19 protein-coding genes are annotated in these 24,319 nt (G+C 61.5%); 6 read left to right on the forward strand and 13 right to left on the reverse strand.

Annotated elements, in window-relative coordinates:
- Nucleotides 1–7 precede the first annotated feature (7 nt).
- The 3 genes from sthA to EXN22_RS18845 form a co-directional block, all read right to left on the reverse strand.
- Nucleotides 8–1,402, reverse strand: a complete 1,395-nt coding sequence (gene sthA, locus EXN22_RS18835; RefSeq protein ID WP_130265491.1) for a Si-specific NAD(P)(+) transhydrogenase — start codon at nucleotides 1,400–1,402, stop codon at nucleotides 8–10.
- A gap of 226 nt (nucleotides 1,403–1,628) precedes the next feature.
- Entirely contained in the window at nucleotides 1,629–2,627 is a 999-nt protein-coding gene (locus tag EXN22_RS18840; RefSeq protein WP_130265492.1) for an FAD:protein FMN transferase, read from the reverse strand.
- Nucleotides 2,628–2,700: 73 nt separating this feature from the next.
- Nucleotides 2,701–4,164 carry a glyceraldehyde-3-phosphate dehydrogenase gene (locus EXN22_RS18845; protein WP_130265493.1) on the reverse strand — a complete coding sequence of 488 codons (1,464 nt, stop codon included), beginning with the start codon at nucleotides 4,162–4,164 and terminating at the stop codon, nucleotides 2,701–2,703.
- Between the two features lie 169 nt (nucleotides 4,165–4,333).
- Between EXN22_RS18845 and mfd the strand changes: the two genes are divergently transcribed.
- From mfd to EXN22_RS18860, 3 genes are read left to right on the forward strand one after another with little or no spacing between them, the layout of a single operon-like run.
- On the forward strand, nucleotides 4,334–7,783 hold the full coding sequence (mfd, locus tag EXN22_RS18850) for a transcription-repair coupling factor (protein WP_130265494.1): 3,450 nt from the start codon (nucleotides 4,334–4,336) through the stop codon (nucleotides 7,781–7,783).
- Nucleotides 7,784–7,793: 10 nt separating this feature from the next.
- On the forward strand, nucleotides 7,794–8,354 hold the full coding sequence (locus tag EXN22_RS18855) for a CsiV family protein (RefSeq protein WP_130265495.1): 561 nt from the start codon (nucleotides 7,794–7,796) through the stop codon (nucleotides 8,352–8,354).
- A 4-nt stretch (nucleotides 8,355–8,358) separates the two neighbouring features.
- The gene (locus EXN22_RS18860; RefSeq protein WP_130265496.1) at nucleotides 8,359–11,694 is read left to right on the forward strand and encodes a DEAD/DEAH box helicase; all 3,336 of its coding nucleotides are present in this window, start codon (nucleotides 8,359–8,361) and stop codon (nucleotides 11,692–11,694) included.
- A 63-nt stretch (nucleotides 11,695–11,757) separates the two neighbouring features.
- Here EXN22_RS18860 and nagZ read toward each other — a convergent pair whose 3' ends face one another.
- The 3 genes from nagZ to EXN22_RS18875 are packed head-to-tail and all read right to left on the reverse strand — an operon-like array spanning nucleotide 11,758 to nucleotide 14,063.
- The gene (gene nagZ, locus EXN22_RS18865) at nucleotides 11,758–12,756 is read right to left on the reverse strand and encodes a beta-N-acetylhexosaminidase (RefSeq protein WP_177414080.1); all 999 of its coding nucleotides are present in this window, start codon (nucleotides 12,754–12,756) and stop codon (nucleotides 11,758–11,760) included.
- Between the two features lie 22 nt (nucleotides 12,757–12,778).
- A complete protein-coding gene (locus tag EXN22_RS18870; protein WP_130265498.1) occupies nucleotides 12,779–13,303 on the reverse strand; it encodes a L,D-transpeptidase in 525 nt (174 codons plus the stop codon).
- Between the two features lie 46 nt (nucleotides 13,304–13,349).
- Nucleotides 13,350–14,063, reverse strand: coding sequence for a TetR/AcrR family transcriptional regulator (locus tag EXN22_RS18875; RefSeq protein ID WP_130265499.1), 714 nt, complete (start codon nucleotides 14,061–14,063; stop codon nucleotides 13,350–13,352).
- A gap of 239 nt (nucleotides 14,064–14,302) precedes the next feature.
- On the opposite strand from EXN22_RS18875, the gene lexA reads away from it, so the two are divergent.
- On the forward strand, nucleotides 14,303–14,911 hold the full coding sequence (lexA, locus tag EXN22_RS18880) for a transcriptional repressor LexA (protein WP_130265500.1): 609 nt from the start codon (nucleotides 14,303–14,305) through the stop codon (nucleotides 14,909–14,911).
- Between the two features lie 10 nt (nucleotides 14,912–14,921).
- Entirely contained in the window at nucleotides 14,922–15,416 is a 495-nt protein-coding gene (sulA, locus tag EXN22_RS18885) for an SOS-induced cell division inhibitor SulA (protein WP_130265501.1), read from the forward strand.
- 66 nt (nucleotides 15,417–15,482) lie between these two features.
- Here the strand turns inward: sulA and EXN22_RS18890 are convergent, their stop codons facing one another.
- The 7 genes from EXN22_RS18890 to EXN22_RS18925 form a co-directional block, all read right to left on the reverse strand.
- Nucleotides 15,483–15,716 carry a hypothetical protein gene (locus EXN22_RS18890; protein WP_010226971.1) on the reverse strand — a complete coding sequence of 78 codons (234 nt, stop codon included), beginning with the start codon at nucleotides 15,714–15,716 and terminating at the stop codon, nucleotides 15,483–15,485.
- 50 nt (nucleotides 15,717–15,766) lie between these two features.
- A complete protein-coding gene (locus EXN22_RS18895) occupies nucleotides 15,767–16,288 on the reverse strand; it encodes a DUF6586 family protein (protein ID WP_130265502.1) in 522 nt (173 codons plus the stop codon).
- 132 nt (nucleotides 16,289–16,420) lie between these two features.
- Complete coding sequence (gene topA / locus EXN22_RS18900) at nucleotides 16,421–19,033, reverse strand: type I DNA topoisomerase (protein ID WP_130265503.1); 2,613 nt, start codon at nucleotides 19,031–19,033, stop codon at nucleotides 16,421–16,423.
- A 100-nt stretch (nucleotides 19,034–19,133) separates the two neighbouring features.
- Nucleotides 19,134–19,385, reverse strand: coding sequence for a DUF1653 domain-containing protein (locus EXN22_RS18905; protein WP_130265504.1), 252 nt, complete (start codon nucleotides 19,383–19,385; stop codon nucleotides 19,134–19,136).
- A gap of 78 nt (nucleotides 19,386–19,463) precedes the next feature.
- Nucleotides 19,464–20,639: an acetyl-CoA C-acyltransferase FadA gene (gene fadA, locus EXN22_RS18910; RefSeq protein ID WP_130265505.1), complete on the reverse strand. Its 1,176-nt coding sequence runs from the start codon at nucleotides 20,637–20,639 to the stop codon at nucleotides 19,464–19,466.
- A 31-nt stretch (nucleotides 20,640–20,670) separates the two neighbouring features.
- Nucleotides 20,671–22,818, reverse strand: coding sequence for a fatty acid oxidation complex subunit alpha FadB (gene fadB / locus EXN22_RS18915; RefSeq protein WP_130265506.1), 2,148 nt, complete (start codon nucleotides 22,816–22,818; stop codon nucleotides 20,671–20,673).
- Between the two features lie 484 nt (nucleotides 22,819–23,302).
- A complete protein-coding gene (locus tag EXN22_RS18925) occupies nucleotides 23,303–23,740 on the reverse strand; it encodes a hypothetical protein (RefSeq protein ID WP_130265507.1) in 438 nt (145 codons plus the stop codon).
- Nucleotides 23,741–23,849: 109 nt separating this feature from the next.
- Between EXN22_RS18925 and EXN22_RS18930 the strand changes: the two genes are divergently transcribed.
- Nucleotides 23,850–24,293: a universal stress protein gene (locus tag EXN22_RS18930; RefSeq protein WP_130265508.1), complete on the forward strand. Its 444-nt coding sequence runs from the start codon at nucleotides 23,850–23,852 to the stop codon at nucleotides 24,291–24,293.
- Nucleotides 24,294–24,319: the final 26 nt, after the last annotated feature.

Here is a 24,319-nt window from a genome sequence, read left to right on the forward strand (position 1 = left end):
GAGCCGCTCAAAAAAGCCGGTTGAGGCCGTCGTAAGCCGCGACCCGGTAGGCTTCAGCCATGGTCGGGTAGTTGAAGGTGGTGTTGACGAAGTACTTCAGGGTATTGCGCTCACCCGGCTGATCCATGATCGCCTGGCCGATGTGGACAATCTCCGACGCCTGGTAACCGAAGCAGTGCACGCCGAGGATTTCCAGGGTTTCGCGGTGGAACAGGATCTTCAGCATGCCCTGCGGCTCACCGGCGATCTGCGCCCGGGCCATGCCCTTGAAGAAGGCCTTGCCCACTTCATAAGGCACCTTGGCCTGGGTCAGTTCCTGCTCGTTCTTGCCGATCGAACTGATCTCCGGAATGGTGTAGATGCCGGTCGGCACATCGTTGACGAAGCGCCAGCTGCCGTTATCGACGATGCTGCCAGCGGCCGAACGGCCCTGGTCGTGGGCGGCGCTGGCCAGGCTTGGCCAGCCGATCACGTCACCGGCACCATAGATGTTCGCCACGTGGGTGCGGTAGTTCTCGTCGACTTCGATCTGGCCGCGGCTGTTGACCTTGATACCGATGTTTTCCAGGCCCAGCTTGTCGGTGTTGCCGGTACGGCCGTTGCACCAGAGCAAGGCGTCGGCCTTGATCTTCTTGCCGGACTTCAGGTGCAGGATCACGCCGTTGTCCACGCCCTCGACCCGCTCATACTCTTCGTTGTGGCGAACGGTGATGTTGTTGTTGCTGAAGTGGTAGCTCAACGCCTGGGAAATTTCCGAGTCGAGGAAGCTCAGCAATTGCGCGCGGTTGTCCACCAGCTCCACCAGTACACCCAGGCCACTGAAGATCGAGGCGTACTCGCAACCAATCACGCCAGCGCCGTAGACGATCAGTTTGCGCGGGGTGTGGCCGAGGCTGAGGATGGTGTCGCTATCGTAGATACGCGGGTGGTGGAAATCGATATCGGCCGGACGATACGGCCGCGAACCGGTGGCGATGATGATGTGCTTGGCCACCAGTTTCTCGACCACGCCGTTGGCGCAGACCACTTCGATGGTCTGCTCATCGGCGAAGCTGCCGGTGCCGAAGAACACATCGACCCGGTTGCGCGCATAGTAGCCAGTGCGCGAGGCGACCTGCTTGGAGATGACCTTCTCGGCGCTTTTGAGGACGTCCGGGAAGGAGAACCAGCGCGGCTCACCAATGGCCCGAAACATCGGGTTGGTGTTGAACTGCATGATCTGGCGCACCGAGTGACGCAGGGCCTTGGACGGAATGGTACCCAGGTGGGTGCAGTTGCCGCCGACCTGGCGACGGCTATCGACCATCGCCACCTTGCGTCCTGCTTTGGCAGCATTCATTGCCGCCCCTTCTCCTGCGGGGCCGGAACCCAGCACCACTACGTCGTAGTTGTAGACAGCCATGCGTACTCCTTCAGAACAGGCCCACGCGCCACGTCGGCGGGCGGGGCTACCTCATGCCGCCAGCGGCGCCATGAAAAAATTCGGGTGCAGTCTAATCAAGCTTGAACGCCGCGCACATTAACCCTTGGTCGCGTCGTAGGCTATTTTTCTCTGCACTACATGTATTCATCGCGGGGCAAGCCCGCTCCTACGGGTGTGTGGGAGCGGGCTTGCCCCGCGATGCGTGTCAATTCACCGCTACTTGCGCAAACGCCGGCGTGCTTCTGGAGACGAATCCATCGGCAACCCGGGTCACGAACACCGCGGCAATCCCATGCTCGAGCGCAAAATCCCACCCCTGCTCAGGCCCGAGGATGAACAGCAAGGTCGAATAGCCATCCGCCATCAAGGTCGAACGATCGAACACCGTCACCGCCGCCAGGTCGTGTTTCACCGGTTGCCCCAGGCGCGCATCGAAGGTGTGTGAATAGCGCTGGCCATTCTCCTCGAAATAATTGCGATAGTCACCGGAGGTGGACACACCAAAACCGTCCACATTCACTACTTGCCGGGCAATCTGCCGATCATCACGGGGCAATTCCAGAGCCACTTTCCACGGACTGCCATCGGCTTTGCGCCCCACCGCCTTGAGCTCGCCAGTGGCTTCGACCAGTAAATCCGCGATGCCCAGGGCGTTTAGCCGCGCCACCAGCAGGTCCACCGCATGCCCGGCGGCGATGCTGTTGAAGTCCACTTCCACCGGCGCATCCTTGCACAGTTGTTCAGCGCTTATGCGCAAATGCCCATGCCCAACCCGCTGGCGAGTGGCAGCCAAGACCTGGGCATCCGGCACTTTCTCCAGACGCGACTGTGGGCCGAAGCCCCACAGGTCGAGCAAGGGCTCCACGGTCAGGTCGAACGCGCCGCCACTCTGCTGCGCCAACTGCTCGCCCACCCGTACCAGCTCCAGCACATCGGCCGGCATCGGTTGACAGCTGTTGGCCGGCAAGCGGTTGAAGGCTTCGACCAGCGAATCACTGCGGTACGTGGAAAAACGCTTGTCAACGCCCTCGAGAACCCGCTCCACCTCACGCTTGACCTGCTCCGGCGCCGGCCCCTGGGGCGTGCGTACATACTGCACGGTATAGCTGCTGCCCATGGTCGGGCCGCTGATGCGCTCCAGGCTGTTGCCCTGCCCACACCCGGCCAGGCCCAGCAACATGCCCATCAACACTGTCCTGCGCATCCAGCCTCCTTCGGAAATCAGGGCAAAAAAAACGGGAACCCAAAGGTTCCCGTCTTTCACGACAAAGCCAAGCTTAGCGTGGGAAAGCAGGCGGGTTGACGCCAGCCATGTCTTCCATCACGCGCACTACCTGGCAGCTGTAACCGAATTCGTTGTCGTACCAGACGTACAGGACAACGCGGTTATCGTTGCAGATGGTGGCTTCGGCATCGACCACACCGGCGTGGCGGGAGCCGACGAAGTCGGTGGAGACCACTTCCTGGGAGCTCACGTAGTCGATCTGCTTGTGCAGGTCCGAGTGCATGGCCATCTGGCGCAGGTACTCGTTGATCTCTTCGCGGCTGGTGGCTTTTTCCAGGTTCAGGTTCAGGATAGCCATCGACACGTTCGGCGTTGGTACGCGGATCGCGTTGCCGGTCAGCTTGCCCTTGAGCACTGGCAGCGCCTTGGCGGCGGCAGTGGCGGCACCGGTCTCGGTGATCACCATGTTCAGTGGCGCGGCGCGGCCGCGACGGCTGCCTTTGTGGAAGTTGTCGATCAGGTTCTGGTCGTTGGTGAACGAGTGAACGGTTTCAACGTGACCGTTGATGATGCCGAACTTGTCGTTGACCGCTTTGAGGACTGGAACGATGGCGTTGGTGGTGCAGGAAGCCGCGGAGATGATCTTGTCATCGGCGCTGATTTCGCCATGGTTGATGCCGTGCACGATGTTCTTCAGCGCGCCCTTGCCAGGTGCGGTGAGAATCACGCGGGCAGCGCCCGGGCAGGCCAGGTGCTGACCCAGGCCATCGGCGTCACGCCAGACACCGGTGTTGTCGACGATCAGGGCGTTGTCGATACCGTACTGGGTGTAGTCGACTTCGCTCGGGCTCTTGGCGTAGATAACCTGGATCAGGTTGCCGTTGGCGGTGATGGTGTTGTTGGCTTCATCGATGGTGATGGTGCCATCGAACGGGCCATGCACCGAATCACGACGCAGCAGGCTGGCACGCTTGACCAGATCGTTGTCGGCGCCTTTGCGCACGACGATGGCGCGCAGACGCAGGCCGTCGCCACCACCGGTTTTTTCGATCAGGATACGCGCCAGCAGGCGGCCGATACGACCAAAGCCGTACAGCACGACGTCGGTGCCTTTGCGCGCCGAAGCGTTTTGCTGGCCAACCACGTCAGCCATTTCTTCGCGCACGAACTGCTCGGCTGTACGGCCGTTGCCTTCTTGCTTGAACTTGTTGGCCAGCTTGCCCAGGTCGACTGAAGCTGCGCCCAGTTTCAGCTCGCTCATGGCTTTGAGCAGCGGGAATGTCTCGTGTACAGACAGTTCGGTTTCGTCGGTCTGGCGATGACGGGCAAAGCGGTGTGCTTTGAGGATCGAGATCACCGAGCGGTTGATCAGGCTACGGCCATAGATCGAGCTCACCACATTGTTATTGCGGTAGAGCTGACCGATAAGCGGGATCATCGCTTCTGCAAGCGCTTCACGATCAATCCACTCACCAAGACACTGGTCGGGCTTCTGAGTCACGGGAACCTTCCACATGTAGGGACAGAAAAAAGGGGCTACATTATGACGCCCCGCAGCCCATCGGGCAATGAGCGCCTGTCGCCAGCACGCCACTACATGCTTTTAACCTGTACAAACCTGACAGCGCAGGCCCGCGCCCGGTACAATTGGCGTCTTTGTCGCAACGCTTGGAGCTCGACCTCCCGTGCCTGTTCTGCGTCTACCGCACCTGCCGGCCACTGCCGGCAAACAAACCTGGGGCAACCTGCCGGGCGCCGCCCTGAGCCTGGCCATTGCCGAAGCGGCCAGTGCCGCCAAACGCTTTACCCTGCTGCTGACCGCCGACAGCCAGAGCGCTGACCGCCTCGAGCAGGAACTGCGTTTCTTTGCGCCCGAGCTGCCGGTACTGCCCTTCCCCGACTGGGAAACCCTGCCCTACGATCTGTTCTCGCCGCACCAGGACATCATCTCCCAGCGCATTTCCAGCCTGTACCGGCTGCCGGAGCTCGACCACGGGATTCTCGTGGTGCCGATCACCACGGCGCTGCACCGCCTGGCGCCGACACGCTTTTTGCTCGGCAGCAGCCTGGTCCTGGACATTGGCCAGAAGCTGGATGTCGAGCAGATGCGCACACGCCTCGAGGCCAGCGGCTACCGTTGTGTCGACACGGTCTACGAGCATGGCGAATTCGCCGTGCGCGGCGCCTTGATCGATCTGTTCCCGATGGGCAGCAAGCTGCCGTACCGCATCGACCTGTTCGATGACGAAATCGAGACCCTGCGCACCTTCGACCCGGAAACCCAGCGCTCGATCGACAAGGTCGATTCGGTGCGGCTGCTGCCGGCCCGCGAGTTCCCGCTGCAAAAAGAGGCAGTCACGCGTTTCAAGGCACGCTTTCGCGAGCGCTTCGATGTCGATTTCCGCCGCTGCCCGATCTTCCAGGACCTGTCCAGCGGCATTACTCCGGCCGGTATCGAGTACTACCTGCCGCTGTTCTTCGAAGACACCTCGACCCTGTTCGACTACTTGCCCCAGGACACCCAGGTGTTTTCCCTGCCGGGCGTCGAGCAAGCCGCCGAACACTTCTGGAGCGATGTACGCAACCGTTACGAAGAGCGCCGCATCGACCCGGCGCGGCCGTTGCTGCCGCCCGTCGAGCTGTTCCTGCCGGTGGAAGACTGCTTTGCCCGGCTCAAAAGCTGGCCACGGGTGGTCGCAAGCCAAGATGACGTCGACAGCGGCGTCGGCCGCGAACGCTTCGCGGCCCAGCCTCTGCCCAACCTGGCCATCGAAGCCAAGGCCAACCAGCCACTGGCGGCGCTGTCGGGCTTCCTCGACCAGTTCCCTGGCCGCGTGTTGTTTACCGCCGAATCGGCGGGCCGCCGCGAAGTCCTGCTGGAGCTGCTCGAACGCCTGAAGCTGCGCCCCAAAACCGTCGACAACTGGAGCGCGTTCGTTGCGGGTAAAGAGCGCCTGGCGATCACCATTGCGCCGCTGGACGAAGGCCTGCTGCTGGATGACCCGGCCATTGCCCTGGTCGCCGAGAGCCCGCTGTTCGGCCAGCGGGTCATGCAGCGCCGACGCCGCGACAAACGCAGCGACGCCAACAACGATGCAGTGATCAAGAACCTCACCGAGCTGCGCGAAGGCGCGCCGGTGGTGCACATCGACCATGGTGTCGGCCGCTACTTGGGCCTGGCGACCCTGGAAATCGACAACCAGGCCGCAGAATTCCTCACCCTCGAATACGCCGAGGGTGCCAAGCTCTATGTACCGGTGGCCAACCTGCACCTGATCGCCCGTTACACCGGTAGCGACGATGCCCTGGCGCCGCTGCACCGGCTCGGCTCCGAAGCCTGGCAAAAAGCCAAGCGCAAGGCCGCCGAGCAAGTGCGCGATGTGGCCGCCGAGCTGCTCGACATCTATGCCCGCCGCGCCGCACGCAAAGGCTATGCGTTTGCCGACCCGTCGGTGGATTACGCCACCTTCAGCGCCGGCTTCCCCTTCGAGGAAACCCCGGACCAGCAAAGCGCCATCGAAGCGGTGCGCGAAGACATGCTGGCGGCCAAGCCGATGGACCGCCTGGTGTGCGGCGACGTTGGCTTCGGCAAGACCGAAGTGGCCATGCGCGCCGCCTTCATCGCCGTGCACGGTGGCCGTCAGGTCGCCATTCTGGTCCCCACCACCCTGCTCGCCCAGCAACACTACAATAGTTTCCGCGACCGCTTTGCCGACTGGCCGGTGACCGTTGAAGTGATGAGCCGCTTCAAGTCACCCAAGGAAATCGCCGCCGCAGTGGCGGACCTGGCCGAAGGCAAGATCGACATCGTCATCGGCACCCACAAACTGTTGCAGGACGACGTCAAGATCAAGGACCTGGGCCTGGTGATCATCGACGAAGAACACCGTTTCGGCGTGCGTCAGAAAGAACAGCTCAAGGCCCTGCGCAGCGAAGTGGACATCCTCACCCTGACCGCCACGCCGATCCCGCGCACCCTGAACATGGCCGTGGCCGGCATGCGCGACCTGTCGATCATCGCCACGCCGCCGGCCCGCCGGCTGTCGGTGCGCACCTTCGTCATGGAGCAGAACAAAAGCACGGTCAAAGAGGCACTGCTGCGTGAGCTACTGCGCGGCGGCCAGGTGTACTACCTGCACAACGATGTCAAAAGCATCGAGAAATGCGCCGCCGACCTTGCCGAGCTGGTACCCGAGGCGCGCATCGGCATCGGCCACGGGCAGATGCGCGAACGCGAACTCGAACAGGTGATGAGCGACTTCTACCACAAGCGCTTCAACGTGCTGATCGCCTCGACCATCATCGAGACCGGCATCGACGTGCCCAGTGCCAACACCATCATCATCGAGCGTGCCGACAAGTTCGGCCTGGCCCAGCTGCACCAGTTGCGCGGCCGGGTCGGGCGCAGCCACCACCAGGCCTATGCCTACCTGCTCACCCCGCCACGCCAGCAGATCTCCCCGGACGCCGAGAAGCGCCTGGAAGCCATCGCCAATACCCAGGACCTGGGCGCAGGTTTCGTCCTGGCCACCAACGACCTGGAAATCCGCGGTGCTGGCGAGCTGCTCGGCGAAGGCCAGAGCGGTCAGATCCAGGCGGTCGGCTTTACCCTGTACATGGAAATGCTCGAACGCGCGGTCAAGGCCATCCGCAAGGGCACCCAGCCCAACCTTGACCAACCGCTCGGTGGCGGCCCGGAAATCAACCTGCGTTTGCCGGCGCTGATTCCCGAAGATTATCTGCCGGATGTGCATGCGCGCCTGATCCTCTACAAGCGCATCGCCTCGGCGGTGGACGAAGACGGCCTCAAGGACCTGCAGGTCGAGATGATCGACCGCTTCGGCCTGCTGCCCGAGCCGACCAAGAACCTGGTGCGCCTGACCCTGCTCAAGTTGCAGGCGGAAAAGCTCGGGATCAAGAAAGTCGACGCCGGGCCCAATGGCGGCAAGATCGAGTTCGAGTCAGAAACCCCGGTCGATCCGCTGGTGCTGATCAAACTGATCCAGGGTCAGCCCAAACGCTACAAGTTCGAAGGCGCGACCCAGTTCAAGTTCATGGTGCCGATGGAACGCCCGGAAGAACGCTTCAACAACCTTGAGGCGCTGTTCGAGCGCCTGACCCCACAATCTGCGTGAAGGAAGTACCATGCGTGCACTGCGTAGCCTGACCCTGCTGCTGGCGCTGATTGCCCCGGCAGCGTTTGCCGACGGCATTTATCAGGTCGAAATGATCCTGGTGCGGCAGAACGCCGTGCCGGCAATCACCAGCCAATCCGCCCCGGAAGACTGGAGCAACGGCGCCCAGGCCATTGCCGAAGGCGACCTGCGCCAACCGGCCATGACCGACGAAGCGTCCAAGCTGAGCGCCGACAACCAATACACCGTGCTCCTGCATAAAGCCTGGAAACAGGATGCCGGCGCGGTCGCCATCAGTGATGGGCAAAAGCAGTTCGGCCACTTCCCGATCGAGGGCAACCTGAACCTCAAGGAAGATCGTTTCATCAGCGTCGAGGCCAGCCTCTGGGTCAACCAGTTCGACGGCAATGGCACAGTGATCCAGAGCGAACAGCTCAAGCAGAGCAACAGCACGGTAAAAAATGGCGAACTGACCTTCCTCGATGGCGGCCACCTGGCCCTGCTGCTCAAGGTAACGGCCAATCGACCCGCCAGCAGCCCCGCTCCGGCACCGGAGTTGATGGAGCAGTAACCTGATGCGCAAGACGCTGCAACAAGTGCTCGAAGATAGCGACTGGACCGAAGCCTTTCCACCCAATGCGCTGGAAAGAGGATTTCACTATGCCGATGAACACCGGGTAAAGGTGATCTCCCTGGAGGATTACAAATTCACCTCGGTCTGTCGCGGTTCAGGCGCTAACGTCTACACCCAGTCCGTCAGCGTAAATCCAGGCACGCACTTTTCTTCGTTGAATGCCGACTGCACCTGCCCAGTCGGCTTCGACTGCAAGCACTGCGCAGCCGCCTTGTTCCACCTGACAACGGTTTGCGAATCACAGTCGGGTACGCAAAAGGACGACGGTGAGCAGCTAAGCCCTGAGCTGGAGAACTGGCTGGGGCGCCTGGAAAAATCAGCGCCCGATACCGAAAAACCTGCCGAGCCCAGCACCCGCACCCTGATGTACGAGCTTGAGTTCCAGCCAGGCGGAACAGCCACCATCACGCCCTACAAGTGCAAGCGCCTCAAGGACGGTCGCTTCACAGGCCACAAGCCGATCCTGTACCCGCACGAAATACTGCGACAGCACCCCGGCTTCCTGAGCGAAAGCGACGCAAAATTTTTACGCATGGTTGTTGCCGGTACGTCCAACGGCGCTCTTTCGCGCGGTGTGAACCTCGAAGGCAGTGAAGGCGCCGAGCTGCTTGCCCACGCCCTGGCCACCGAGCGTCTGTTTCTGCTTGCAGGCGAACAACCACTCAAACCAGGCCCGACTTTAACGGGCGAATTTCGCTGGGAAGCATTCAATAGCGAATGCTTCACTGGCAGTTGGTACCACCAGGGCAGGATGCTCAAACCGGTACTGGCCTTGAAGCCGCTGTACTACGTTGATACCGAAAAGGACGTAATTGGCCTGCTCAGCCACAGCTATGATGAAGTGGTTGCTTGCTCACTCACACTGGCACCCTTGGTGCCTGCAAACCAGGTGGTGAATTTCAGCCACAGGATCCAGACCCTCAACCGGCAGATCCCAACCCCCAGAACATTGAGCGAGACGATCATCGACGGTATTGCCCCCACGCCTCACCTGATTCTGGGCAGTCACGAGTTCAGCGCCTATGTGCCGCAATCAGGCCGGATGCAGCGCCAGCATCAGCACCGCGCGGCACTCTCCTTTGTCTATGACGGCATTCACGCCAGCGGCAAGCAAGGCACAGAAATCACCCGCCTTGATGGCACGACCAACCAGCGCATCCAGCGCCAGCCTGATGCCGAGAAGCTGATACGCCTGACCCTGCTGCGCCTGGGCTTCAAAGTGGCCACCCGCCAGAGCAAAGCCTTGCCGGAAAGCGCGGGCGAGCTTCTGGAACTCGCAACCGAAGGCGCCTGGTTGCGCTTTATGCTCAACGACCTACCGACCCTGCGCGAGCAAGGCTGGAAAATCGAATACACCGACGACTTTGCCTTCAATCTCACCGAGGTCGATGACTGGTACGCGCATATTGACGAGGCGGGTGGGCGCGACTGGTTCGACCTGGAAGTGGGCATTGAGGTCAACGGCCAACGCTTGAGCCTGCTGCCCATTCTGCTCAACGTACTACGCACCCACCCGGAACTGCTCAATCCTGCCCAACTGAACAAGCGGCGCGACGACGAGAGCCTGCTGGTGCAGATCCCCACCACCCAAGGCGAGGTACGCCGCAGCCTGCAAGTAGCACTGCCATACGGCCGGCTGAAGCCCGTGCTGGCTACACTGGGCGACTTCTACCTGCGCGAGCCGGGTGAGGCCAGCGTACGCCTGCCCACGCTAGATGCCACCCGCCTCAACGCACTGCAAGACATCCCCCTGAGCTGGCAAGGCGGCGACCGGGTACGCAACCTGGGCGAACGCCTGCGTGACATCCGCCAGCAACCGGTACAGATTCCGCAGGGCCTCAACGCCACGCTGCGCACCTATCAGCTCGAAGGCCTGAGCTGGATGCAGGCCCTGCGCGAGCTGGAAGTGGGTGGCATCCTCGCCGACGACATGGGCCTGGGCAAAACCCTGCAAGCCTTGGCACATCTGCTGACCGAGAAAAACGCCGGACGCCTGACGCGCCCGGCCATGGTGGTGATGCCGACCAGCCTGATCCCCAACTGGCAGGACGAAGCGCAACGCTTTGCGCCCGGCCTCAAGGTACTGACCCTGCAAGGCCTGAGCCGGCGCAAACACTTTGATACGCTGCAAGACTACGACCTGCTACTGACCACCTACGCCCTGCTGCCCAAGGACCTGGAACACTTCAAAGGCCTGACGCTGCATGTACTGATCCTCGACGAGGCCCAGTACATCAAGAGCCCGAGCAGCAAGGCGGCCCAGGCCGCACGCCAGCTTGAAGCACGCCAGCGCCTGTGCCTGAGCGGCACGCCCCTGGAAAACCACCTGGGCGAATTGTGGTCGCTGTTCCACTTCCTGCTGCCTGGCTGGCTGGGCGATGCGCAGTCTTTCAACCGCGACTACCGCACACCGATCGAACGCCAGGGCAACAATGAGCGCCTGCAGCACCTCAACTCACGGATCAAGCCGTTCCTGCTGCGCCGCACCAAAGAGCAAGTGGCCACGGAACTGCCGGCCAAGACTGAAATGATCCACTGGGTCGACCTCAGCGATGCCCAGCGCGATGTCTACGAGACCATGCGCCTGGCCATGGATCAGAAAGTGCGAGCCGAGATCACCCGCAAAGGCGTGGCCCGCAGCCAGATCATCATTCTTGAAGCACTGCTTAAACTGCGCCAGGTCTGCTGTGATCTGCGCCTGGTCAACAGCGAAGCACCGACGGCACGCGGCGCCCATTCGGGCAAGCTCACAAGCCTGATGGAGATGCTTGAAGAATTGCTCGCCGAAGGCCGTCGGGTGCTGCTGTTCTCGCAGTTCACCAGCATGTTGCGACTGATAGAACACGAGCTGGAACAGCGTGGCATTGCCTATGCCCTGCTGACTGGCGAAACCCGCGATCGCCGCGCGCCGGTGCAGGACTTCCAGAACGGCCGGCTGCAGATCTTCCTGATCAGCCTCAAGGCGGGTGGCGTGGGCCTGAACCTGACTGCAGCCGATACCGTGATCCATTACGACCCGTGGTGGAACCCGGCCGCCGAAAACCAGGCCACTGACCGCGCCTATCGCATTGGTCAGGAAAAGCCGGTGTTTGTTTACAAATTGATTACCCGCGGCACCGTGGAGGAGAAAATCCAGCAGTTGCAGCAGGAGAAATCGGCGCTGGCGGCCGGCGTACTGGATGGGCGTCAGGCGGGGGATTGGCGCTTGGCGGCGGAAGATATCGATGCATTGTTTGCACCGCTGCCTCGCAATCGCAAGGCTTCGAAGACGGGTTGAATTCATCGCGGGGCAAGCCCGCTCCCACTTCAATGTGGGAGCGGGCTTGCCCCGCGATTGCCATCAATCGACCAGTTGCGCTTCCTTGAGCGCCCCCAGCGCCTCCAGCCAGCGCGGCTGCTGCCGATAGTCGGTGCGGGCAAAGCCCTGCCCGCGCATCTGCGCGATGCGCGGCGAAGGCTTGACCTTCAGGCGCTGGGCCGCTGTCAGGGCCAGCTCGGCGGCCGCACGATCATTGCACACCAGCCCCATGTCACAGCCAGCACTGAGCGCCGCCTCGATACGGCTGGCGGCGTCGCCAACCACATGGGCACCGGCCATGGACAGGTCATCGCTGAAGATCGCCCCATTGAAACCCAGCTCGCCGCGCAGGATGTCCTGCAACCAGCGCCGGGAAAAACCGGCTGGCTGATTGTCGACCTGCGGGTAGATCACGTGAGCCGGCATCACCGCTGCCAGTTGCCCGCTCAAACGGGTGAACGGCACCAGGTCGGCTGCGCGGATTTGCTCAAGAGTGCGCTCGTCGGTGGGGATCGCCACGTGGGAATCGGCCTCGGCCCAGCCATGCCCGGGGAAGTGCTTGCCGCAGGCGGCCATGCCAGCAGTGTTCATGCCACGGATAAAGGCACCGGCCAGCAGCGTGGCGCGCTGCGGGTCACCTTCGAAGGCGCGACTGCCGACCACGGCGCTGCGCTGGTGATCGAGGTCCAGCACCGGTGCGAAACTCAGGTCCAGGCCCACCGCCAGCACTTCGGTCGCCATCAGCCAACCACATTGCTCGGCCAAGTACTCGGCGTTGTCGTTGTCGGCAATCGCGCGCATCGCCGGCAAGCGCACAAAGCCCTGGCGCAGGCGCTGGACCCGGCCACCCTCCTGGTCCACCGCCAGGATCAGTTCTGGGCGAATCGCGCGAATCGAGGCGCACAGCTCGCGCACCTGGCGCGGGCTTTCAATGTTGCGGGCAAAAATGATCAGGCCGGCCACTTCGGGCTGGCGCAGTAGCTGGCGGTCCTCGGCGGTCAGCCAGGTACCGGCGATATCGACCATCAGGGAGCCTTGCAGGCTGGCACTCATAATTGATCCTTCAGTTGACGCTGATGTGAGCCCATTGGGGGCACGCGGCTTCGTCGATCTGCACCGGACAATGCACCGGCACCTGGTCAAACAGGCTCAGCAGGTCGGCGTTGCGCAAGCGCACGCAGCCATGGGACAACGGCACGCCCATAGGTTCGCTATCGGGCGTGCCATGCAAGTAGATGTAACGACGAAAGGTATCGACCAGCCCCAAGCGATTGACGCCCGGCTCGCAACCGCTAAGCCAGAGTATGCGCGTGAGGATCCAGTCGCGACCGGGATATTGTTCATGCAGCTCGGCCGACCAGGTCTCGCCCGTCCAGCGTCGTCCGCGCAGCACTGCGCCTTGCGGCAGACCAGCGCCGATCTTGGCGCGCACCTGGTGGCGTCCACGGGGCGTACAGCCCGAGCCATTGAGTTCACCGGCGCCGTTTTGCGCAGTGGAGACCTCGAGGCGCAGGCGCAACTGCCCCTGGGCGAACCCGTAGAGGCATTGATCGGTGAGGGAAATGTGCAGGAAATCGAGACTGGCCATGGGGCGCTAGCTTAGCCGATGCCGCTCGCCGCGCCCAGCCGTGGCATCAGGCCTTGGCAGCGGCCGCGCTGCTGGTGGACTTGCTGCGCGGGCGCAGTTGCGCGGCCGCCATGACCTCGTCGGTGACGCCGCTGTCGGCGCGCATGCCGGCGGCCAGGAACGGCACCATCAGGCGCATGACCTGTTCGATCGAGGTGTTGATGCCAAAATCGGTTTCGGCAATGGCCCGCAAGGCCTTGATCCCGGACATGCTGAACGCTGCGGCGCCGAGCATGAAGTGCACGCGCCAGAACAGCTCGATCGGCGGGATGCGCGGGGCGGCTTCGTTGACCAGCAGCATGTAGCGGCGGAACACCTTGCCGTACATGTCTTCCAGGTAACGGCGCAGGTGGCCCTGGCTCTGGCTGAAGGCCAGGCCAAGCAGGCGCATGAAGATCGACAGGTCGTTGCCGCTGCGTGGTTGCACCACCAGCGCCTGCTCGACCAGCATCTCCAGCAGCTCTTCAAGGGTAGGCTTTTGCTCGGGGCGTGACTGGCGACGCTCCAGTTCGCGCTCAAGGCTTGCGCAGAACGGCCCGAGGAAGCGCGAGAAGACTGCCTGGATCAGGGCCTTCTTGGAACCGAAGTGGTAGTTCACCGCCGCCAGGTTGACGCCGGCCTTGCTGGTGATCAGCCGCAATGAGGTTTCGGCAAAACCTTTTTCCGCGAACAACTGCTCGGCAGCATCGAGAATGCGTTCTACGGTTTCCGACTGGGCCATGACTACTCCGCCTGACAAACACTTGTTTGAAACATACGTTTCAAAGTGGTGATCTGTCAAGTCCGCACAGCCGTTTCGCGGCCATACGGTCACGTATTAAATCACAGTCACACGCTTCAAGCTGCAAGGCACAAGCGGCAAGTGGGTTCGACACCGCTCCTTCTTGCAGCTTGACGCTTGCAGCTCGCCTCATACTGTATATAATCCCAGTCACTGTATAAAAAGACAGAGCGATCGACATGCTAAAACTGACGCCACGCCAAGCTGAGATTCTGGCTTTTATCAAACGTTGCCTGGAAGACAACGGCTTCCCTCCGACCCGTGCGGAGATTGCCCAGCAGCTCGGTTTCAAATCGCCCAACGCCGCTGAAGAACATCTCAAGGCCCTGGCCCGCAAGGGTGCGATCGAAATGACCCCGGGCGCGTCACGTGGCATTCGCATCCCCGGCTTCGAGGCCAAACCCGACGACAGCGGCTTGCCGATCATCGGCCGGGTGGCTGCCGGCGCACCGATCCTCGCCCAGCAACACATCGAAGAATCCTGCAACATCAATCCGGCCTTCTTCCACCCCCGCGCCGACTACCTGCTGCGCGTTCACGGCATGAGCATGAAGGATGTCGGCATCGTCGACGGCGACCTGCTGGCCGTACACACCTGCCGCGAAGCCCGCAACGGCCAGATCGTCGTCGCCCGTATCGGCGACGAGGTCACGGTCAAGCGCTTCAAGCGCGAAGGCAGCAAGGTCTGGCTGATTGCCGAGAACCCCGAATTCGCCCCCATCGAAGTCAACCTGAAAGACCAGGAGCTGGTGATCGAGGGCTTGAGCGTCGGCGTCATACGCCGGTAAAGGAGGCATCATGCAGTTTCCCCCTGCGTCACAGAACGTACCGCTGCAAGCGCAATTGCCACTGTTCGAGGCATTCCTCGCCCAGCCGGTGCTGCCCGGCCTGAAAAACACCAAGCCTGCGCCCCACCCCGGCGCAGCCCAGGTGTTCAGCGAGGTGTCTTTGCGTGGCGCACTGGGTAGCTGCCAGAGCCTGTTGGCGCCGATGCTGCGTGAACTGAGCGAGCTGAGCGAAGAGCATGACGCCCGCTGGCTAACCCTGATCGCCCCGCCCGCCAGCCTGACCCAGGCCTGGCTGCGCGAGGCCGGCCTGAACCGCGAACGCATTCTGCTGCTGCAACCACGTGGCAACCAGAGTGCCCTGCAATTGGCCTGCGACGCCTTGCGCCTGGGCCGCAGCCACACCGTGGTCAGCTGGCTCAACACTGTCAGCAGCAGCGCCCGCCAGCAACTGAGCAACGCCGCTCGTGCGGGAGACGCACAAAGCCTGAACATCCGCCTCGGCTGATACTCAGGTCTGTCTCAATAGTTGATTTCGCCAGGCTTTCTCAGGACGAGAAAGCCACACAGGCGATCAGTGCAGGACCCGCGGCCCCTCGTCGCGCTCGATCTCACCCTCTACCAGCTTGCCAGCCATCTGCACGCCAACACTGAGCATGGCCTTGGCCACTTCGACATGCTGACCTTGCAAAAAGGCTTTGGCGTCCTCGGAGAAATCCAGGGTTACCAACGAACCTTCGTCCTCGGCACGGCGCAGCTCGATCCGGCCATCAGGCAACTCGACAATTTCTAGAAAGGACGTTGGCATAAGGGGCTGTTCTCCACGAAAGACCAGCATTGTACCAGCCAGCGCCCCAATCAGCACTCACTCAAGCCCTCGCGAAAACGCACTGTGAGCCCCTTGAGATTCTGCCGCCAGCCTTCCAGCTCTTCGCGCGACAGCGCTGGCACCTCGGCTTGATCAAGGCTCACCGCCTGGATCAGGGGCTGGGTGACATCGGTTTTGGGCGCTTTTTTCGCGACCGGCGGTCGGAACAAATCGGCATAAGCGGCAAGCAGTTGGGCCAGCCAGGTCTCGCGCTGTTCGGCCAGTTCAACCAGTTCAGCCATCTCCGGAATAGCGACGGCCTCAAGCACTTCACGGGTCAGCAACAGCTCGGCACGGGGTGCGCCGGCCTGGGGCAAGCGATAAAAGCCGGCAATCTCATGGCACAGGCCCAGCAGTGCGCCGTACAGGTGAAACAGTGCCGATTCACGCTCGGCCTGGATCAACGCCTGGGCGTTCATGGCCCGGCTTTCCTGCGCCTTGCCGAGGGCCTCGAGGGACAGGCCTGCGAAGTAAATCTTCTGATTGGTACGGGTGTAGAGTTCCTGGGCCATCTGGGTGCCCTCCGAAAGGCTGCAAGGCGGCCTGTCAATTTGACCTTAAATGCATCGCGGGGCAAGCCCGCTCCCACAGGCTAACCACCTGTGGGAGCGGGCTTGCCCCGCGATTTTTACCTGAACAGCCGATCAGCGCTTGTCTTCGACCTTCCAGGCATTACCGTCGTAGAACGCGCGCCAGCCAGTCGGCTTGCCATCAACCTCGGTCTGCACATACTGCTCCTTGGTCTTGCGGCTGTAGCGGATGACCGCCGGACGACCCTCTGGGTCTTTCTTCGGCGCTTCGCAGAGGAAGTGGTACTTCGGATCGATTTCATCCTTGTGCGGAACGATCTCGATCACCAGCGGTGCGCGGGTTTCGCGGTTTTTCGGGAACTGGCTGGCCGCCAGGAACAACCCCGATGCGCCATCACGCAGCACATAGGTGTCGTTGACCTTCTCGCACTTGAGCTCCGGCATTTTCACCGCGTCCATCTTCGGCGGCGCCGCCTCGCCGCTCTTGAGCAGCTTGCGGGTGTTCTTGCACTCGGCATTGGTGCAACCGAAGAACTTGCCGAAACGGCCGGTCTTGAGCTGCATCTCACTACCGCACTTGTCGCACTCCAGGCTCGGCCCTTCGTAGCCCTTGATGCGGTAGCTACCCTCTTCGATCTCGTAGCCGGTGCAATCTGGGTTGTTACCGCAGATGTGCAGCTTGTGCTTCTCGTCGAGCAGGTAGGCGTCCATGGCCGTCGAGCAGATCGGGCAGCGGTGCTTGTTGAGCAGTACTCGCGATTCCGACTCACCCTCGTCGTCGGCAGCGATTTCATCGCCCGGCACCAGATTGACAGTGGCCTTGCAGCGCTCCTTGGGCGGCAGGCTGTAACCCGAGCAGCCAAGGAACACGCCAGTGGAGGCGGTGCGGATCATCATCGGCCGGCCACATTCCTTGCAGGCAATGTTGGTCAGGGTCGGCTGGTTGGCACGCATGCCCTTCTCGCTGTCTTCGGCCAGCTTCAACTTGTTGCTGAAATCGCCGTAGAACTCGTCGAGGACGTTCTTCCAGTCACGCTCACCCTGGGCCACGTCATCGAGGTTTTCCTCCATGCCGGCAGTGAAACCGTAGTCCATCAGGTTGGCGAAGCTCTCGGACAGGCGTTCGGTAACGATGTCGCCCATTTTCTCGGAGTAGAACCGGCGATTGTGCAAGGTCACGTAACCGCGGTCCTGGATGGTCGAGATAATCGCCGCATAGGTCGAAGGACGACCGATACCGCGTTTTTCCATCTCCTTGACCAGGCTGGCTTCGGAGTAGCGCGCCGGTGGCTTGGTGAAGTGCTGGCTGGGGTCGATCTGGATCAGCTTGAGCACTTCGCCCTGGTTCATTTCCGGCAGCACATCGTCATCGCCCGGCTTGCTCTGCTGTGGCAACACCCGGGTGTAACCGTCGAACTTGAGGATGCGACCCTTGGCACGCAGCTCGAAGTTGCCTGCGGTGACGCTGACGGTCGTCGACAGGTACTGCGCAGGTGGCATCTGGCAGGCCAGGAACTGGCGCCAGATCAGCTCGTACAAGCGCTCGGCATCACGCTCCATGCCGCTGAGCTTGGTCGGATGGGTATTGACGTCGGATGGCCGGATCGCTTCGTGCGCTTCCTGGGCCCCCTCTTTGCTGCCATAGACAATCGGCGCTTCGGGCAAGTATTTCTTGCCGAACTCGCTTTCGATATAGCTGCGGGCCATATCCACCGCATCGACCGAGAGGTTGGTCGAGTCAGTACGCATGTAGGTGATGTAGCCAGCTTCGTACAGACGCTGGGCCATCATCATGGTTTTCTTCACGCCGAAGCCCAGCCGGTTGCTCGCCGCCTGCTGCAGGGTCGAGGTGATGAACGGCGCCGACGGCTTGCTGCTGGTCGGGCGGTCTTCACGTTTGGCCACGGTGTAGCTGGAGGACTTGAGCTGCGCAAGCGCGGCCATGGCCTGAGCTTCGTTGAGCGGCTTGAAGGCTTCGCCGTTCTCGCGGGCCACTTCGAAACGTACCTTGGCGTCCTTGGCGGTGCCCAGGTCGGCGTGCACTTCCCAGTACTCTTCAGGGATGAAGGCACGGATCTCGCGCTCACGCTCGACCACCAGCTTCACTGCTACCGACTGCACACGGCCGGCAGACAGGCCACGGGCGATCTTTGCCCACAGCAGCGGCGAGACCATATAGCCCACCACGCGATCGAGGAAGCGCCGCGCCTGCTGGGCGTTGACCCGGTCGATATCCAGCTCGCCAGGCTGCGAGAACGCTTCCTGGATGGCTTTCTTGGTGATTTCGTTGAACACCACACGCTTATAGCGGCTGTCATCACCACCGATGGCTTCGCGCAGGTGCCAGGCAATGGCTTCCCCCTCGCGATCCAAGTCGGTTGCGAGATAGATGGTGTCGGCGTCTTTGGCCAGGCGACGCAATTCGTCGATGACCTTCTCCTTGCCCGGGAGAATCTCGTACTTGGCTTTCCAGCCGTGATCTGGGTCGACACCCATGCGTGCGACCAGCTGCTTGCGCGCCTTCTCTTTCGGCGACAGGGCCGGCGCTTCGCCTGCGGCGGCCTTGCCACGCTTGGCGGCCGGCTCTTTGCTGGCGCTGGCCGAACCGCTGGTGGGCAGGTCTCGGATATGGCCGATACTCGACTTCACCACGTACTGGCTGCCCAGGTACTTGTTGATGGTCTTGGCCTTAGCCGGGGATTCCACAATGACCAGCGATTTGCCCATGGATCGGAAAATTCCTGAATACTGAAAATAAAAACACGGCAGGTACCTGACGCGGCACCGCTATATATAGTGGCAACACAGTGAGGTCAAGCGCGGGGCTCTAGCCACCCTCGGCATCGGGCCGGGAAAACACCCCGTCTTCAGCCTTGACCAAAGCAAAGCGCGGCACTTGCTCGCCGTCAACCTCGACCGACTCGAGAAACATCGACAGCGGTCGTACCCACAGGCCGAATTCACCGTACAACGCCTGGTAGAACACTACCCACTCCTCGGTCTCGGAATGCCGCGCGGTGCCGAACACACGATACTCAGGCCCCTTGTAATGCCGGTATACGCCTGGTTGTATCTGCATGTTGCTCACCCTCTTGAAAAAAAATCCTGCAAAAACAAAAACCGGGGCACCAGGCCCCGGTTTCCATCGAGCGATGCGTTAAACGCGTTCGAAGACGGTGGTGATGCCTTGGCCCAGGCCGACGCACATGGTCGAAACGCCGAGGGTCCCGCCATTCTGCTTCATGACGTTGAGCAGAGTGCCGGAAATCCGCGCACCGGAGCAACCGAAAGGATGACCCAGGGCGATGGCGCCGCCGTGCAGGTTAACCTTCTCATCCATCTTGTCGAGCACTTTCAGATCCTTGAGCACTGGCAGGGCCTGTGCGGCGAAGGCTTCGTTGAGCTCGAAGAAGTCGATATCGGCAATGGACAGGCCCGCACGCTTGAGCGCTTTCTGGGTCGCTGGCACCGGGCCATAGCCCATGATTGCGGGGTCAACGCCGGCCACAGCCATGGAACGGATCACTGCCAGAGGCTGGATACCGAGGTCCTGGGCACGCTGGGCCGACATGACGATCATGCACGAAGCGCCGTCGGTGATCTGCGATGAAGTACCGGCAGTCACGGTACCACCTTTAGGGTTGAACGCCGGCTTCAAGGCCGCCAGGCTTTCCAGGGTGGTTTCCGGGCGGATGGTTTCGTCGTAGTCGAAGACCTTGAGGAAGCCGTTCTCGTCGTAGCCCTGCATCGGGATGATTTCATCCTTGAACTTGCCTTCGACTGTCGCCTTGTGGGCAAGACGGTGCGAACGCACGCCGAACAGGTCCTGCTGCTCACGGCTGATGCCATGCATCTTGCCGAGCATTTCAGCGGTCAGGCCCATCATGCCCGAAGCCTTGGCGGCGTACAGCGACATGTGCGGGTTAGGGTCAACGCCATGCATCATGCTGACGTGGCCCATGTGCTCGACGCCGCCGACGACGAAGACATCACCGTTGCCGGTCATGATCGCTTGTGCGGCGGTGTGCAGTGCGCTCATCGACGAGCCGCACAGACGGCTGACGGTCTGGCCGGCGGCAGTGTGCGGGATCTGGGTCATCAAGGAGGCCATGCGGGCGATGTTCCAGCCCTGCTCCAGGGTCTGGTTGACACAGCCCCAGATGACATCCTCGACTTCGCTCGGATCGACCTTGGTGTTGCGCTCCAGCAGCTTGCTGATCAGGTGCGCGGACATGTCTTCGGCGCGGGTATTGCGATGCATGCCACCCTTGGAGCGGCCCATCGGGGTGCGACCGAAGTCGACAATCACCACGTCTCTTGGATTCAGGCTCATATGTTCACTCTCGCTCTATATCGTTGGGCGCTTAACCGAAGAAGCTCTGGCCATTCTTGGCCATTTCACGCAGCTTCGCGGTGGGGTGATACAGCGGACCCAGATCGGCGTATTTGTCGGCCAGGGCAACGAATTCGGCTACACCGATCGAGTCGATGTAACGCAGCGCACCGCCACGGAAGGGAGGGAAACCAATACCGTAGACCAGGCCCATGTCGGCTTCGGCGGCGGTATCGACGATGCCGTCTTCCAGGCAGCGAACGGTTTCCAGGCACAGCGGGATCATCATCCAGTTGATGATGTCTTCGTCGCTGACTTCGCGCTGCTCGTAGACGATCGGCTTGAGCACTTCGAGGACAGCCGCGTCGGCGACTTTCTTCGGCTTGCCGCGCTTGTCGGTCTCGTAGGCGTAGAAGCCCTTGCCATTCTTCTGGCCCAGGCGCTTGGCTTCGTAGAGCACATCGATGGCCGAGCGACGATCGTCCTTCATGCGGTCCGGGAAGCCTTCAGCCATGACGTCACGGCCGTGGTGGCCGGTGTCGATGCCGACCACGTCCATCAGGTAGGCCGGGCCCATTGGCCAGCCGAATTTTTCCATGATCTTGTCGATGCGCACGAAGTCGATACCGGCGCTGACCAGCTTGGCGAAACCGCCGAAGTACGGGAACAGAACGCGGTTGACCAAAAAGCCCGGGCAGTCGTTGACCACGATCGGGTTCTTGCCCATCTTCTTGGCGTAGGCCACGGTGGTGGCAACGGCCACTTCACTGGACTTCTCGCCACGGATAACTTCGACCAGCGGCATCATGTGCACCGGGTTGAAGAAGTGCATGCCGACGAAGTTTTCCGGACGCTTGAGGGCCTTGGCCAGCAAGTTGATGGAGATGGTCGAGGTGTTCGACGCCAGGATCGCGTCTTCTTTCACCTGGCCTTCGACTTCAGCCAGCACCGCCTGCTTGACCTTCGGGTTCTCGACAACGGCTTCGACAACGATGTCGACGTTGGCGAAGTCACCGTAGGACAGGGTCGGGCGAATCGCGTTCAGCGCTTCAGCCATTTTCGCCGGGGTCAGGCGGCCTTTCTCAACACGCTTGCCGAGCAGCTTGGAAGCTTCGTTCAAGCCCAGCTGGATGGCGCTTTCGTTGATGTCCTTCATCAGGATTGGGGTGCCCTTGACCGCCGACTGGTAGGCGATACCGCCACCCATGATGCCGGCGCCGAGTACGGCAGCCTGCTTCACGTCGTGAGCGATTTCGTCGTGGGCCTTGGCTTTGCGCTTGAGCTCCTGATCGTTGAGGAACAGGCCGATCAGGCTTTCGGCAACCGAGGTCTTGGCCAGCTTGGCGAAACCTGCGGCTTCGACTTCCAGAGCCTTGTCACGACCGAAGTTGGCGGCCTTCTGGATGCTCTTGATCGCTTCGACCGGCGCCGGGTAGTTCGGGCCAGCTTGACCGGCAACGAAACCTTTGGCGGTTTCGAACGACATCATCTGCTCGATGGCGTTGAGCTTGAGCTTTTCCAGCTTCGGCTGGCGCTTGGCCTTGTGGTCGAGCTCGCCGCTGATGGCGCGCTGAATCAGGTCCAGGGCAGCTGCCTGCAGCAGCTCAGGCACCACCACGGCATCGACGGCGCCGACTTTCAGCGCGTCTTCAGCACGGTTTTCCTTGCCGGCGGCAATCCACTCGATGGCGTTGTCGGCACCGATGATGCGTGGCAGGCGCACGGTACCGCCGAAGCCCGGGTAGATACCCAGCTTGACTTCCGGCAGGCCGATCTTGGCGCTGCTGGCCATGACGCGGTAGTCGGCAGCCAGGCACATTTCCAGACCGCCGCCCAGGGCGATGCCGTTGATCGCAGCAACGGTCGGCACGCCCAGGTCTTCGAAATCGCTGAAAATCCGGTTGGCTTGCAGGTTGCCGGCGACCAGTTCGGCCTCTGGCAGCTTGAAGTTATCGACAAACTCGGTGATGTCCGCGCCGACGATGAACACGTCCTTGCCACTGCTGACAATCACGCCTTTGATCGATGCGTCGGCTTTGATGGTGTCTACGGCCTGACGCAATTCGTTCAGGGTAAGACGGTTGAACTTGTTGACGGACTCACCCTTGAGGTCGAACTTCAGTTCGACGATGCCGCTTTCAAGAGCCTTAACCGTGATGGCTTTACCTTCGTAAATCATCAACTGATCTCCACGATATGGAAGCTGAACTGTACACGCCGATCGCTGGTGAAAGATCCGGCAGGCCTAAGGCCGTTGTCGCCGAACCCTTGCTCCAGGCACACCCGCCAGCGCGATAGTCGGGATTCTGTAAGAGCCGTCTGACAATACAAACGCTCAATTCATACGCCCGTTTGATTTGGGTATGCACACATTCAACGAAAAGATCGCCGTTGTCAAATACCCAAAAGCAGCGGGATTGCTCGACTTTGCAGTCATTTTCCAATGAAGGGGAGGTAAACACCCAACGCCGTGATGGCACGCCATTCAGTGGCGCGATAGTAGTCAATGGCTTACACGCATTGATCATTGATCAACGCCGAACACGAGCGCAATTGGAAAGCGGATAGCCGTAAGATGGCTACACTGGAAGGGATTGAAACATTACACCGGCCTGCCTGGCCTGTCCGCCCGATCTTTGCATCGGGCTTTTTATTGATGGCGATCAGGCCAGGGCCTTGAGGACCCCGGCAATATCCTGCAATACAGACGTTTCGCCGCGCTCTCCCCAGTACAAGGCAACCATTTGCGGGCCTGCCTCGACCTTGAAGACACTCTCTGGCAAACGCGCCAACTGCTCGGCATGCACCGCATCGGTGCACGGCTCGCGCCATTGGTTGAGCCATACACCGGGAGTGGTTTGCCAGTAGCACCAGCTGTCGCTACGACCCTGGCGCCGGGGCCGCAGGTACTGTGCACAAGGGCTCGGCGGCTCTTTGGGCAGCCAGTGCGGCCATTCCTGGGGCGCCAGCTGCATGTTCAAGCCCATGCGCCGCGCCTCCATGCGCAGCGCCATCCGGCCACTCTGGCTGCGCGAAGGGCGCAGCCAGGCCAGGGGGCTGAGAATCAGCGCAAGGATTGACACCACTACCCAGACCGTCATATCTGTTGATCCCACAAAGGCTTGCAAATGAGCTGGTTAGCCGAGGTTCGAAGCGATCAGCCTGAAACCGACCATACTTTACCTATCGCGACTGTCAGGAGAGCTTCTCATGCCCTACGAACACATACTGGTTGCCGTCGACCTGACCGAAGAATGCGACCCGGTCATCAAACGCGCCATGACCCTGGCCGAGCCGAACAAGACCAAAGTGTCCCTGGTACATATCGTTGAACCCATGGCCATGGCCTTTGGTGGCGACGTGCCAATGGACCTGTCGCAACTGCAACAGCAACAGTTTGACCAGGCCAAGGAGCGCATGGACCGCCTGTTCAACAAGTACCCGGAGATCAACCGCGGCGATTCGCACCTGACCTACGGCCAGCCGCGCCAGGAGATCCACCAGTTGGCCAAGGACCAGCGCTGCGACCTGATCGTGGTTGGCAGCCATGGACGCCACGGCCTGGCCCTGCTGCTGGGCTCCACCGCCAACGACGTACTGCACGGCGCACCCTGCGATGTGCTGGCGGTACGCCTGCAGAAAAAAGCCGAGTAATACCCTGGCGGGCCCGGCGCCGCTTC

The sequence above is a fragment of the Pseudomonas tructae genome (genome assembly GCF_004214895.1).
In the GTDB taxonomy this organism is placed as follows: Bacteria; Pseudomonadota; Gammaproteobacteria; order Pseudomonadales; family Pseudomonadaceae; genus Aquipseudomonas; species Aquipseudomonas tructae.